Raw genomic sequence first — 13,629 nt, 5'->3', positions numbered from 1 at the left:
AAATAAAATACATGGCCATTACCATCCGTAAGATAACTGCACAAGATAATACTGCTACTGCTTCAATGATCAGGACGATTTTAAGAGAATTTAAAATAGACAAGCCTGGCACTGTATACACCGACCCTACAACCGATGCATTGTCTACAGTTTTCGAACACCCTCAATCGGCTTACTGGTTGGCCGAAGAGGATGGTGTTATTATTGGTGGCTGTGGTATTTATCCAACCGAAGGCTTGCCAGATGGTTGTGTAGAGCTGGTTAAATTGTATACCTCTGCAGCTTCACGCGGTAAAGGTATTGGCAAAATGCTTATGGAGAAAAGTATAGAATCGGCACAGCATTTTGGTTATAATGAAGTTTATTTAGAGTCGTTTCCTGAGCTCTCTACAGCAATTGGTATGTACGAAAAAGCAGGATTTAAAAAACTCGCTGCCCCATTGGGTAATTCGGGTCATTTTGCCTGTAATGTTTGGATGTTACTGGTTTTATAGGTTGTTAATCGGTGGAACTGGTTAATCGGTTAACTGTTGATCGGGAAATACAGCTCAATTAACCAGTTAACCGATTTATACAATTAACCTTACTCAAAGCTTAATTTTTGCCTACTCTGTTTTCTTCGTCGCTTGTTCCGGTTTGTCTGCTGCGGGCAGTTTTGATTTTCATATTCCCAAATTTATAGGTGAAACTTAAGTTTATCCTGCGGCTTTCCCATTCGTTCTGCCAATACGTTTTAATATTATTGTATTCCAGGTTGGCTCTGAATTTACTGGTGTTAAACACATCGTTCACTTTTAAGGCCAGTGTTGCATTTTTGTTCCAGAAAGATTTTTTAACACCAACATTGAACTGGTAATTCCCTAAACTGCGGAATAAACCAGAAATAGAAGGAGAATCGTAATAACCATACATCGTTAAGCTGTAGTTTTTAGGCAAAGTGATGGTATTATCCGACATTACAGACCAATTCCACGAGAAGGCATTATAGCCATTTCCCTGTACGGCCGATGCAGTGCGGTTATAACCAACGGAAACTTCGGTACTGTTGTTCCACCATTTGGTTATATCAAAAGGACTTCCTGTGGCCATATAAAAATTTGTGGTACGGTTCAGGTTTTCTGGTCTGGAGATACTTTCCTTTGTACTATTGTTCTGATAAATCACTTCCGATATCGATCCATCACTAACCGAATAACTTAAGGTAAGTATCCTGAAGTTTTTAATCGAGTAATTAAATTCAAAACTATTGGCATAAGAGGGCTGCAACAATGGGTTTCCTTGTATTGCTGTATAGGGGTCGGTATAAAAGGTAAAAGGATTTAAACTGCTGTATGATGGCCTGTTGATGCTTTTGCGATAGGCAGCCGTTACGAGGTTGTTCGAATCCAGTTTTAAGGAGATAAATAGCGTTGGGAAAAGTTTCCAGTATTTCCTGTCAATTAAGGTATTTGTACCTGATGAACTGCCATCACCTCTGGTCTGTTCAGCACGTAAACCTGCTTTAACCTGTAGGTTTTTAAAACTTTGATCAAAGGAAAGATAACCTGCATTAATGTTTTCATGGTATAAAAAGGCGTTGGTTCTGCGCGGATCGTTAATCCAGCCAGCGGTTTTTAGCGAATCGAAACGTACATCGCTCTGCGATTTTACCCAGCTGCTCTTCCAGCCCGTTTCCATTTTTAATGTTTTTGAAAAATTCAGGCTATAATCGGCCTTGATTGAATAAATAGAGACGTTGCCCATGCCTTTGTTGCGTAAATCGATTGGATTGCCAATCAGCTGATCACTGGCATCGAGGTAATTATTGGTAAAGGTTTCGTTTTTGCTGTTATCGTATTGGACATAATCGGCATCAAAACCCAGTTCACCGCCCAGTGTATCTGTTTTAAAACGGTAGTTTAAATTTAGCGCGTGGTTTTTTTCGGTATTGCTTTGTGGATTAAACATCGATGTTCCGCCCATTTTTACACCAGTTGCATTGTAATTTACCGAATTGCTGTTTACCCTGGTTTCTTCAGGCGCAGTAAAGCCTTTTACCATTAAACCTAAAGTATGCTTCTCATTAATAAAATAATCGGCACCGGTAGAGTAATTTAAACTGTTGGTTACCGGATGCCAGAAACTAAGCTGGTTATATTGTTCGTCACCAATGGTTCGGTTTAACGTTAACCTGTTGTAGGAGTTATAGTGTCCGGCATTTAAGCGTACATACGTACTCACCTTACCGATATTGTAATTCAGATTGGTACCAGCATAAACTTTTTCATAACGGCCGTAACCGCCACCCAGATTCATGTTTCCATTAAAGCCCTGCATTTTATTTCTTTTGAGTTTAATGTTAATGATCCCTGCTGTGCCAGCAGCATCGAAAGAGGATGGAGGGTTAGAAATCAGTTCGATTTTGCTTAATACCGATCCGGGCAGCGATTTTAGGTAAGTGGTTAATTCAACGCCCGTCATATAGCTCATTTTGCCGTCAATCATCACGTTGATTCCTTTTTTACCTTTCAGTACAATGTTGTCGTCCTTATCCAGTTTTACACCCGGCGACCTGCTGATTACTTCCAGTGCATTATCGCCGGCGGTATTCATCTGTTCTACATTTACAATCACCCGGTCTGCTTTTTGGTCAATTATCGGCATTTTGGATATAATGTTTACATCTTTCAGGTTTTGAGCCTGATCTGCCAGTATAATTGATGGAACTTTAACGGCCATATCTTTTACTTCGAACGGTGCAGATTGGTTTTTACCGTAACCCATCATTAAGGCTTTAATAAAATACCGGCCAGATTTAACATTGCTGAATTCATATAAACCTTGTTGGTTGGTAACCTGTAAGGCAACTGAAGCCGAATCGGGTAAATGGATTAATGCTATTGAAGCATAATCAAGTGCTTTATTACTTTTATCGGTAATGCTTCCCGATACCTTAATGTTCTGAGCAAAGGCGGTTTGAAGACTAAAAATAAGCAGGGCAAAAAGAGCAGATTTAAATAAGTAGTTCATCATCTTGTTTGTTTTATAATTGACGATTCAAAGATGGAGAGGTTGCATCAGTCTAAAAATTATATAATCCCAACCCTTTGAAATATTATCCCAATGCGTTTTTCGGTAATTAAAGGTGTTAATCCTTAAATTGTACAGGTTGGGATAATTATTTGCAGGTTTGGAATAAGAAAATAGGCAGTTAAAAAAGCTTTGTATAGTTTTAAGGCATGAAAACAATAGAAACCATTTCCATACATATTCTTTGCTGGATACTCGTATTAGGCTATTTTTATGGTGGCTATTTAATTGATGGTACAACTTTTAGCAAGGCCGCTTTGAATATTTCTATGAATTTTATACAATTGATAGAATTCTATATCTGTTATTTATGGGTATATCCAAGATTTTTGAAAAAGAATAAATTACCTCAGTTAATCGGAGGCATTTTGTTTACCATTGCGGTATTTATTGCACTTAGGTATTTAATAGAAGAAGTGCTTTATTTAAAATGGCTTGGTTTTCATAACTATGATGATGGTACAACAGCCTGGGCCTACATCACAGATAATATTTATTGGAGCATTGGTTTTATTGTGACACCCGCTGCGGTTTACGGTATTGAGCAGAGTTTTAAATCGGAACAGGTAAACCGAAAATTGAAGGAGGAAGTGATTAAAGCCGAGCTTTCATTCTTGAAGTCACAAATCAATCCACACTTTCTGTACAATACTTTAAATTATGTTTACTCCCTGGCTATCCCCGTTTCTGATCAACTGGCGAATGCGATTTTACGGTTATCAGATTTAATGCGGTATACACTAAACGATAGTCCGGATGGTAAAGTAAGTTTAAATAAGGAGGTAGAATATTTAGAAAGTTATGTTGCGCTTTTTAAAATGCGCTTTGAACCGAAATTTTATGTCGATTTTACAACCGAAGGCATTACCGATCAAAAAATCGCTTCGCTGATTCTGATCCCTTTTGTTGAAAATGCCCTTAAACATGGCGTGGTAAATGATGAAGCACAGCCTGTGCGCATTAAACTTAAGGTGCAGAACAAACGCTTAAGTTTCGAGGTGAGTAATAAGATCAGCCATGCGCAAAAAGATCATTCGAGCGGTATTGGCATGGTGAATATCCACCGCAGATTAGATTTGATTTATCCTGAAAAACATGAACTGTTGATTTCGAATAATGGCAATACCTATAAGAGCACATTAATTTTAAATCTATAATTGTATCATTGAAATAATTAATTTACGCTAATCGCCAAACCCTAACTCCCAACTATGATCCGTTGCCTTGCCGTTGATGATGAATCTTACGCTTCTGATATTATTGCTGCCTTTATTAATAAAACCCCTTTTTTAGAATTGGTAGGAACCACTACAAATGCTTTTGAAGCGCTTAACCTGGTTCAGGAAGGTAAAGTTGATCTTGTTTTTTTAGACATACAGATGCCAGAATTAACCGGGATCCAGTTTTTGAAAATCTGTGGTGGTAAATGCAAGGTAATCCTAACCACGGCTTATCCCGAATATGCTTTGGAGGGTTTTGATCTTGATGTGGTAGATTATCTGCTTAAACCGATCTCCTATGAGCGTTTTTATAAAGCAGCCACTAAAGCACAACAGATTTTGCAGCCTGTGGCACCCGTTCAGCAAGAAATTGTTGTACAGCAGGTAGCGCAGGGAAATGATTTTATTTTCATCAAAGGCGATACCAAGAACAAGTTTATTAAGGTTAATTATGAAGACATCCTGTACATAGAGGGATTGAAAAATTATGTTTCTGTTTATACAGCTACACAAAGGATTATTACTTACCAGGCGCTGCGCGAACTGGAAACCGAATTGCCTCAGCCACCATTTTATCGCATCCATAAATCGTATATTATCTCTATCGAAAAAATTAAAATGATAGATGGAAATACTGTTTATATTAACGATCAGGCTATTCCAATTGGCGAAACCTATAAAGAAGGATTTTTTAAAGTGGTGAGGGAAGGGAAGAAGAATGGTTAACTGTTTTTGGTTAATTGTTTAAATCGGTTAAACTGGTTAATTGAGGCATAGTTAAATATTGTTAGATTGTTCAATTGTTGGGATCCATCTTTCGAATGCATTATTAACAGTTTTCAGTTGGCAATTTGCGGTTAACAATTTGGCAATGCAACAATTAAACAATCCAATTAGTATTTCGCTATTTACAATTAACCAGTTACAACAGTTAACCGATTAACCAACCTAACAGTGTTCATAAATTCTCCAAATTATTTATCCCGTTTTTTTTAAGTTTGCTGCGTAAAGATTAAATCAAACATCATCATGCAAGAAACGAATTCGTTAAACCAGGTTGCAGAATTTCACACTACCTTTAAACACCCTATTTTAGAAAGTCCGGTTATTCCTTCAAAACAGAGAGCCAATTTGCGTATTTCGCTTTTAGCCGAAGAGTTGAAAGAATTACAGGAAGCTGTAGAAAATGATGACCTGGTAGAAGTGGCCGATGCCCTTTGCGATCTGCAGTATGTTTTGGCTGGTGCTATCCATGAGTTTGGTTTGGGCGTGAAATTTAAGACTTTATTTGATGAAGTTCACCGCTCGAATATGAGCAAAGCCTGCAAAACCGTAGAAGAAGCTGAACAAACCATTCAATTTTACTTAGATAAAGATCAGACCGAATCATATTACAAAGAAATTGACGGACTGTTTTTGGTGTTCAGGAAATCTGACGACAAGACTTTAAAATCAATCAACTATTCTCCAGCTGATTTAAAATCACATTTGGTTTAACACATAAATCAGCGCTAATTGAAAAGGCTAAAACAGATTGTAAACGAGCTGAAGTTAACACAGGCAGCACCTGAAGCAGCGCTAATGCGCGAATTTATTTTTTACTCACCTAAAATGCCTTTGCGCCTGCATCAGGAACAACTGGTGGCTGCATCAAAACAATTTAGCCTTGAGGTTTTTGATACTTATTTCGCCCATTCTGATGTAACTATTAACTGCTTCAGTTGGGGAAATGGAAAACGTAAAGTGTTACTTGCGCATGGCTGGGCCTCAAAAGCTTTAGACTTTTATGAGTTGATCATTGAACTCCTGAAAATAGATGACCTGGAAATAATCGCTTTTGATGCACCTGGCAACGGAAGTTCAATCTCTGAATTTTCCAACCTGATGTTGTATGCCGGTTCGGTAAAATCTATTGCCTTAAATTATGCGCAGCCTGATGTTCTGATCGGTCATTCGCTTGGCGGGATGGCTAATGTAATTGCGCTGCAAGAACTGGAGATAACTCCCCATCTGCTCATCAGCATTGCGCCATTGATCAGGCTAAAAGAAAATTTCGAACAGAGTTTAGATTCGGTAAACATTGGTGCTAAACACCAGGATCTCTTTTTTGATAATTTTGCAAAAGAGTTTCCCGTTTCAGCCAGTCACTTTAATCTGACTAACCTATATCAGCTAAGCACCGCGATTGATCATTTCCTGGCATTCGATCCTGCCGATCATATTTCTCCTTATTCATTTCTAAAAGAATTCCTGGATAAATATCCTGCCATAAAATCAAAATCATTTGAAGATGTAGGACATTATAAAATTCTCAGATCGCTTGAGGTAATTGATGATGTTGTCAAGAGAATTTATGCGCTTCCAATGCTATAAATCGTGCCAGGTGGTAACATCTTGCACCAGAAATGACGCCCTTTTTTCGTCTTTTCGAGAAGGAACGAGAGCCTGCCCCGACTTTTTCGGGGAAGCAATCTCTTTCGTCTTGCCAGTTGGCTCATATAAATAATCTAATTCGGGTTAATAGGAAATGATTGGTTCTGTGCTTTTGGCAATTTCAGCCCCGCTTTTGGTTCGAGTTTCGATGAAGGATCGGAAGCTCTTCCCGGCAATCGGGTTTATTTAACCCAGGCTGGTGCAAGGAACTTAATCTTTCATCCTTCAATAATAAACGTGGGGTTGTTTCGAACAGGCTTTTGTTAACTAAACCCGACAGTAGCGGGCATCCTGATTATTTTCAATCGGGATAAAGCAAATGGCGGGACTACAGCACCTATGAAATGCTGTCCTTTCTTTTTCTAAAAAAAGAAGGATTTATACTTAATAACCTGAACTAGATAATTAGAATTTTAAGATCTTAATATGTGCCAGATGGTAACATCTGACACCACAAGAAATACTTAATAACCTGAACTAGATAATTAGAACTTTAAGATCTTAATATGTGTCAGATGGTAACATCTAACACCACGAAAATTATTGCCCGTGCTGATCAACACACAACCAATATAGCCAGGAGAGAAAGCATATTCAAAAAAGAACTGGCATTTGTTTTTCTGCACTATAACTCCTGACCTCGGTCTTCTGTCTCCAGACTCTCTAATTCTGTCTTCCAGGTACCAAATTATTTCACATCCATAACAGTGCATAACAGTTAAAATTACTGTATATTCTATTTTAGAGCAACCAAATATATTAATAGCGCATGCAAGCAATTTTAGGTGTAATTTTTCATTTCTTCGGTGGTTTTGCCTCCGGAAGTTTTTATATTCCTTACAAAAAAGTTAAAGGCTGGGCCTGGGAAAGTTACTGGATTGTTGGGGGAATCTTCTCCTGGTTAATCGTTCCGCCACTTGCTGCTTTTTTAACCATCCCGAATTTTACGGCAATTATCACCAGTACCAACGGTAGTATTTTATGGCTAACCTATTTTTTTGGTGTGCTTTGGGGTATAGGAGGCTTAACCTATGGTTTAGGCGTTCGTTATCTGGGTGTATCGTTAGGAAGTAGTATCATTTTAGGGCTTTGTATGGTTTTGGGCTCAATCCTGCCCTCTATTTACTTCGATTTTTTTCCTCAGGCAGGTAAAGATACTTTTACCATGTTTCTACACACCGATTGGGGCCGCATGGTATTGCTGGGGCTTTTGGTCTGTGTTGTTGGGATTATCATCTGCGGTAAGGCAGGCATGATGAAAGAAAAGGAAATGAAATCTGATGTTACCGATCCGCATGGAATGGAGGTGAAAACAGAATATAAGTTTGGCCTTGGTTTATTCGTTGGTATTGTATCGGGTGTTTTAAGTGCCTGTTTCAATTTCGGCATCGAAGCCGGGAAACCAATGGCCGATGCGGCGAACGCCATCTGGAAAGCAGCGAATCCTGCTGAAACGGGTAATTTTTTGTTCCAGAACAACGTTACTTATGTAATTGTGCTTTGGGGAGGCCTAACCACCAACTTTATCTGGTGTATGGTATTAAATGCAAGGAATAAAACATTTGGCGATTATACCAATGCAAAAACGCCTCTGTTAAAAAACTATATTTTTTCTGCCCTGGCAGGTACTACATGGTTTTTACAGTTCTTTTTCTACGGCATGGGCGAAAGTAAAATAGGCAATGGCGCCAGTTCGTGGATTCTGCACATGGCCTTTATCATTTTAATCGCCAATGTTTGGGGACTGGTATTAAAAGAGTGGAAAGGTGTATCCAGAAAAACATTGATTACAGTTTTGGCGGGTATTTTAACCATCATCATTTCGGTACTCATTGTAGGTTATGGTAATAGAATAAAAGGATAATAAATAAAAATTTAAATAGAATATAAGAATGTCAATCGATACGAAAAGTTATAAGCACGTAAGCTACCTGTGGGATGAAGAAGAAGCCGCAAAACTGGCTGGAGATGAAGTTGCCCTTTTAATTTATCGCTCTAATTTATTGGGTGCAGATTTACGCTTAACCAATTATGGAGGTGGAAATACCTCATGTAAAGTATTGGAAAAAGATCCCCTTACAGGTTTAGAAACCGAAGTAATGTGGGTAAAAGGTTCAGGCGGCGATTTAGGTACCTTAAAGAAAAGTGGCCTTGCAGCATTATATGTTGATCGTTTACGTAGCTTGAAAAATATTTATCGTGGAGTAGAACATGAGGATGAAATGGTTGAATTATTTAACCACTGCATTTTCGATTTAAGTTCTAAAGCACCATCAATCGATACACCTTTGCATGGTTTTCTACCGTTTGCGCATATCGATCACTTACACCCTGATGCGGCCATTGCTATTGCTGCGGCTAAAGACGGTAAAAAAATTACTGAAGAATTATTTGGCGGTACCATTGGTTGGGTAGAATGGAAAAAACCAGGTTTTGAACTAGGCTTGCAGTTAAAGCAGTGTTTAGATGAAAATCCAGGCATCCGCGGCATTATGTTAGGCTCACACGGTTTGTTTACCTGGGGTGATACGGCTTACGAAAGTTACCTGAATACTTTAGAAGTAATCGAAATCTGTTCTGATTACCTCAACCAGAATTACGGCAAGAAAGGTCCTGTTTTTGGTGGACAAAAGATTGAAAGTGCAGCGGCAGATCAACGTAAAAAACAAGCTGCTGCTTTAGCACCTGTTTTGCGCGGTTTATGCTCTTCTAAACAGCACATGATTGGTCATTTTACCGATGACAGCCGTGTGTTAGAATTCATCAATTCTAACGATCTTGATCGTCTTGCTCCAATGGGGACCAGTTGTCCCGATCACTTTTTAAGAACTAAAATCAGTCCGCTTGTTTTAACTTTAGCCAGTGATGCTGATTTATCGGATGTTAAAGCACTAAAAGAAACGCTTGAGCCTGCTTTCGAAGCTTATAGGGCCATGTACACCGCTTATTACGAAGCCTGTAAACATGCAAACAGTCCGGCAATCCGCGATACCAACCCGGTAGTTATTTTGTATCCTGGAATCGGAATGTTTACCTTCTCTAAAGATAAACAAACAGCAAGGGTTGCTGCAGAATTCTACATCAACGCCATTAATGTAATGAAAGGTGCTGAGGCGGTTTCTGAATACACTTCATTACCACATCAGGAAGCTTTTAACATCGAATATTGGTTGTTGGAAGAGGCAAAATTACAGCGCATGCCAAAGCCAAAACCCTTAACAGGTAAAATTGCACTGATTACAGGCAGTGCCGGCGGAATTGGTAAGGCGATTGCTAAAAAGTTTGTTGCTGAAGGTGGCGTGGTGATCTTAAACGACATGAATGCCGAACGTTTAGAGGAAGCAGGCAAGGAATTTGCAAACCTGTTCGGTAAGGATTCTTACAGCACCGCAATTTTAAATGTAACCAGCGAAGCAGATATTAAACAAGCTTTCGATTCGGCAGCTCTGGCTTTCGGTGGGGTAGATATTATTGTAAACAATGCAGGATTATCGATTTCTAAAACCATTGCTGATCATACCGAGAAAGATTGGGATTTATTATATGATGTTTTGGTAAAAGGCCAGTTTTTTATTACTCAGGCTGCAACAAATACGATGCAAAAGCAGAATATTGGCGGCGATATCATTAATATTGTAAGTAAGAACGCTTTGGTAAGCGGACCAAACAATGCGGGTTATGGCAGTGCAAAAGCAGCTCAATTACATTTAAGCAGATTAAATGCTGCCGAATTGGGGGCCGATAATATCCGTGTAAATGTGGTTAACCCTGATGCTGTAATCAGCGACAGCAATATCTGGGCAGGCGGTTGGGCTGAAGGCCGCGCAAAAGCTTATGGTATTACCGTTGCAGAGTTGCCCGCTTATTACGCAAAACGTACCTTATTGAACCAGATCATATTACCAGATGATATTGCCAATGCCTGTTTCGCCTTTGTGGGTGGCTTGTTGCACAAATCAACGGGAAATGTTTTAAATGTTGATGGCGGGGTAGCCATGGCATTTGTGAGATAGCACAATGGTCCGTGGAGACACAGACCATGGCAAAACGCAACAAATTCAGTTTTAGTAAGTTGTTCAATCGGTCTGTGTTTATCACAGACCGAAAATAACTTTAAAACATTAATGAATAATCGTCCTCGTTTGAAACGAGGATGAGTGAGAACGGCGATTGCATCGCCAAAATAATTAACCTAACAAAAACCAAATATTCTCATGAATATCGAGCAGAACCAGATAGAAAAACATAACGACTCCCTTTTAACCTCACATCAGCGTAAACTTTCTTTTCTAAAAGAAGATTGGTCACACGTTGATCTAGAAAGCGTAATCCAGAAACTGGTTGATTTTCAGATTGCCATTCCAAGCTGGGCTTTAGGTACCGGTGGAACACGTTTTGGCCGTTTTGCCATTACCGGTGGTGAACCTCGTACCATTGAAGAAAAAATTGAAGATGTTGGTCTGCTACATGCCCTTAACGGTGCAAGTGGAGCAATTTCACTTCACATTCCATGGGATATCCCTCAAAATGCAGAAGCGTTAAAAACTTTGGCATCTGGCTATGGTTTAAAATTTGATGCCATGAACTCGAATACCTTTCAAGATCAGGCAGGTTCTGCACATAGCTATAAATTTGGTTCGTTACAGAATGTAAATAAAAACATCCGTAAACAGGCGATTGAGCATAATATAGAAGTAATTAAACACGGTATTGCGCTAGGATCTGATGCATTAACCGTTTGGCTAGCCGATGGTTCTTGTTTCCCTGGTCAGCTTAATTTCCGTAAAGCTTTCGAAAATACATTAGAAAGTCTGCAAGAAATCTATTCAGCACTGCCAGAAGATTGGAAAATGTTTGTGGAGTACAAAGCCTTCGAACCTAATTTTTATTCAACTACGGTTGGCGATTGGGGACAATCACTGTTATATGCGAGTAAACTGGGTAAAAAAGCTTATACTTTGGTGGATTTAGGTCACCATTTGCCTAATGCAAACATTGAGCAGATTGTTGCTTTATTGTTAATGGAAGGAAAATTGGGTGGTTTCCACTTCAACGATTCTAAATATGGGGATGATGATTTAACTGCCGGAAGCATTAAACCTTACCAATTGTTTTTGATTTTTAACGAACTGGTAGAAGGTATGGATGCAAAAGGCATGAACCATGCAAAAGATTTAGGTTGGATGATTGATGCTTCACACAATGTGAAAGATCCATTAGAGGACTTGTTGCAATCTGTTGAAGCCATTATGATCGCCTATGCACAGGCACTATTGGTTGATAGAAAAGCATTAAACGAAGCACAGAACAACAACGATGTAGCCAAAGCACAGGAAATTTTGCAACATACTTTCCGTAGCGATTTAAGGGCTTTAGTAGCCGAAGCCAGGTTAAGAGCTGGGGCGGCCCTATCACCGATCGCGTTATACCGTGGTTTAGAAGTTAGAAATAAGTTAGTTAATCACCGAGGAAATACTGTTGCCACAGGTTTGTAAATAGAGAAATAGAAAATGCCTAAACCTGTTATTGCCATATTTGATGTTGGGAAAACGAATAAAAAATTGTTTCTGATCGACGAAAACTACAGTATCGTTTACGAGCGGTCTGCACGTTTTGTAGAAACAGTTGATGAGGATGGCGAACCATGCGAAAATCTCGAAAGCCTGCGTTCATCAGTTTACGATTCCCTGCATCAGGTTTTGCAGTTGAAAGAGTTTGATGTCAGGGCCATAAATTTTTCTACTTATGGCGCCAGTTTTGTTTATCTCGACGAAAATGGCAATCCGCTAACACCACTTTATAACTATTTAAAAGAATACCCCGAAGCGCTTAAAAAAGCCTTTTATGAAACATATGGAGGTGAGGAGAAGATTTCGTTAGAAACGGCCTCACCAATTTTGGGCAGTTTAAATTCGGGTATGCAATTGTATCGCCTGAAGCATGAAAAGCCCGAAATATTTAAAAAAGTGAAGTGGGCTTTACACCTGCCTCAATATTTGAGTTATTTAATTACGGGTAAAGCCGTGGCCGATATTACCAGTATTGGTTGCCATACCCAGCTTTGGGATTTCAATAAAAGCCAGTATCATCACTGGGTTACAGCGGAAAAAATAGACGAGAAATTTGGTGCATTTACCCCTGCAGATTCCAGCCTTAAAACTGACTTCGAAGGTAGCAATGTAAAAGTTGGTGTTGGCCTGCACGATAGTTCTGCAGCGCTGATTCCTTATCTGGCCAATTTTAACACGCCGTTTGTGCTCATCTCAACCGGAACCTGGTGCATCAGTTTAAACCCTTTTAACCAGGAACCTTTAACCGCTGAAGAACTTAAGCAGGATTGCCTGTGTTACATGCACTTTAAGGGCAAAGCGGTTAAAGCTTCACGTATTTTTGCGGGTTATGAGCACGAGGTGCAGCTTAAGCGGATAGCAGAACATTTCGATCGTGCAGCTTATCTGTTTAAACATTTGAAGTTTAATCCATCGATGATTTTGAAACTGGCGAATAAAATTCCAGAAAATCAGCAAGAACAACAAGGGTTTTCAGCAAGTTCTGCCTTTCCTGATCGTGACTTAAATCTTTTTCAAACGGCTGAAGAAGCTTATCACCAATTAATCTTTGACCTAATCAAACAACAGATTTATTCATTAAGGTTAATCCTGAATAGTGGTGTGAAAAGAATTTTCGTAGATGGCGGCTTTGGTAAAAATGCAATTTACATGCACCTGTTGGCTACCTCTATTCCAGACATTGAGGTTTATGCCTCTTCGGTGTCGCAGGCTACCGCCATAGGTACAGCTTTGGCCATAAATGATGCCTGGAATGAAAATCCTGCACCAACGGATATGATCCAGTTAAAATACTATTCTGCTATACAACGTACGATAGATTTTTAGGAATTTCCGTA

At 39.2% G+C, this 13,629-nt stretch carries 10 protein-coding genes; 9 read left to right on the top strand and 1 reads right to left on the bottom strand.

All coding sequences use genetic code 11. The annotated features are described in order from the left end of the window. The first annotated feature begins 11 nt into the window (after window positions 1-11). A complete protein-coding gene (locus QF042_RS21000; protein WP_307532039.1) occupies window positions 12-494 on the top strand; it encodes a GNAT family N-acetyltransferase in 483 nt (160 codons plus the stop codon). A gap of 100 nt (window positions 495-594) precedes the next feature. Here the strand turns inward: QF042_RS21000 and QF042_RS20995 are convergent, their stop codons facing one another. Then, complete coding sequence (locus QF042_RS20995) at window positions 595-3,012, bottom strand: outer membrane beta-barrel family protein (protein ID WP_307532036.1); 2,418 nt, start codon at window positions 3,010-3,012, stop codon at window positions 595-597. A 206-nt stretch (window positions 3,013-3,218) separates the two neighbouring features. Here QF042_RS20995 and QF042_RS20990 point away from each other — a divergent pair, with 206 nt between their 5' ends. The 8 genes from QF042_RS20990 (at window position 3,219) to QF042_RS20955 (ending at window position 13,618) form a co-directional block, all read left to right on the top strand. Beyond that, complete coding sequence (locus QF042_RS20990) at window positions 3,219-4,226, top strand: sensor histidine kinase (RefSeq protein ID WP_307532034.1); 1,008 nt, start codon at window positions 3,219-3,221, stop codon at window positions 4,224-4,226. A 54-nt stretch (window positions 4,227-4,280) separates the two neighbouring features. Beyond that, window positions 4,281-5,015, top strand: a complete 735-nt coding sequence (locus QF042_RS20985; RefSeq protein ID WP_307532033.1) for a LytTR family DNA-binding domain-containing protein — start codon at window positions 4,281-4,283, stop codon at window positions 5,013-5,015. Between the two features lie 303 nt (window positions 5,016-5,318). Further along, complete coding sequence (locus QF042_RS20980) at window positions 5,319-5,786, top strand: nucleoside triphosphate pyrophosphohydrolase family protein (protein WP_307532031.1); 468 nt, start codon at window positions 5,319-5,321, stop codon at window positions 5,784-5,786. A gap of 18 nt (window positions 5,787-5,804) precedes the next feature. Continuing rightward, entirely contained in the window at window positions 5,805-6,662 is an 858-nt protein-coding gene (locus QF042_RS20975; protein WP_307532029.1) for an alpha/beta fold hydrolase, read from the top strand. 829 nt (window positions 6,663-7,491) lie between these two features. Further along, window positions 7,492-8,586 (top strand): L-rhamnose/proton symporter RhaT, encoded by a 1,095-nt coding sequence (gene rhaT / locus QF042_RS20970; RefSeq protein ID WP_307532027.1) that lies wholly within the window; start codon window positions 7,492-7,494, stop codon window positions 8,584-8,586. A 28-nt stretch (window positions 8,587-8,614) separates the two neighbouring features. Further along, complete coding sequence (locus QF042_RS20965; RefSeq protein ID WP_307532026.1) at window positions 8,615-10,735, top strand: bifunctional aldolase/short-chain dehydrogenase; 2,121 nt, start codon at window positions 8,615-8,617, stop codon at window positions 10,733-10,735. A 201-nt stretch (window positions 10,736-10,936) separates the two neighbouring features. Then, window positions 10,937-12,217 (top strand): sugar isomerase, encoded by a 1,281-nt coding sequence (locus QF042_RS20960; protein WP_307532025.1) that lies wholly within the window; start codon window positions 10,937-10,939, stop codon window positions 12,215-12,217. A gap of 15 nt (window positions 12,218-12,232) precedes the next feature. Further along, window positions 12,233-13,618, top strand: a complete 1,386-nt coding sequence (locus QF042_RS20955; protein ID WP_307532024.1) for an FGGY-family carbohydrate kinase — start codon at window positions 12,233-12,235, stop codon at window positions 13,616-13,618. Window positions 13,619-13,629: the final 11 nt, after the last annotated feature.

Source organism: Pedobacter sp. W3I1 (genome assembly GCF_030816015.1).
Classification (GTDB): domain Bacteria; phylum Bacteroidota; class Bacteroidia; order Sphingobacteriales; family Sphingobacteriaceae; genus Pedobacter.
The sequence above is the reverse complement of the archived record's forward strand: the minus strand, read 5'-3'. Positions and strand labels throughout refer to the sequence as shown.

Excerpts from the sequence above, each read along its gene's own strand:
- QF042_RS21000 (WP_307532039.1), top strand. The coding sequence starts at position 12 with ATGGCCATTACCATCCGTAAGATAACTGCACAAGATAATACTGCTACT.
- QF042_RS20995 (WP_307532036.1), bottom strand. The coding sequence starts at position 3,012 with ATGATGAACTACTTATTTAAATCTGCTCTTTTTGCCCTGCTTATTTTT.
- QF042_RS20990 (WP_307532034.1), top strand. The coding sequence starts at position 3,219 with ATGAAAACAATAGAAACCATTTCCATACATATTCTTTGCTGGATACTC.
- QF042_RS20985 (WP_307532033.1), top strand. The coding sequence starts at position 4,281 with ATGATCCGTTGCCTTGCCGTTGATGATGAATCTTACGCTTCTGATATT.
- QF042_RS20980 (WP_307532031.1), top strand. The coding sequence starts at position 5,319 with ATGCAAGAAACGAATTCGTTAAACCAGGTTGCAGAATTTCACACTACC.
- rhaT (WP_307532027.1), top strand. The coding sequence starts at position 7,492 with ATGCAAGCAATTTTAGGTGTAATTTTTCATTTCTTCGGTGGTTTTGCC.
- QF042_RS20965 (WP_307532026.1), top strand. The coding sequence starts at position 8,615 with ATGTCAATCGATACGAAAAGTTATAAGCACGTAAGCTACCTGTGGGAT.
- QF042_RS20960 (WP_307532025.1), top strand. The coding sequence starts at position 10,937 with ATGAATATCGAGCAGAACCAGATAGAAAAACATAACGACTCCCTTTTA.
- QF042_RS20955 (WP_307532024.1), top strand. The coding sequence starts at position 12,233 with ATGCCTAAACCTGTTATTGCCATATTTGATGTTGGGAAAACGAATAAA.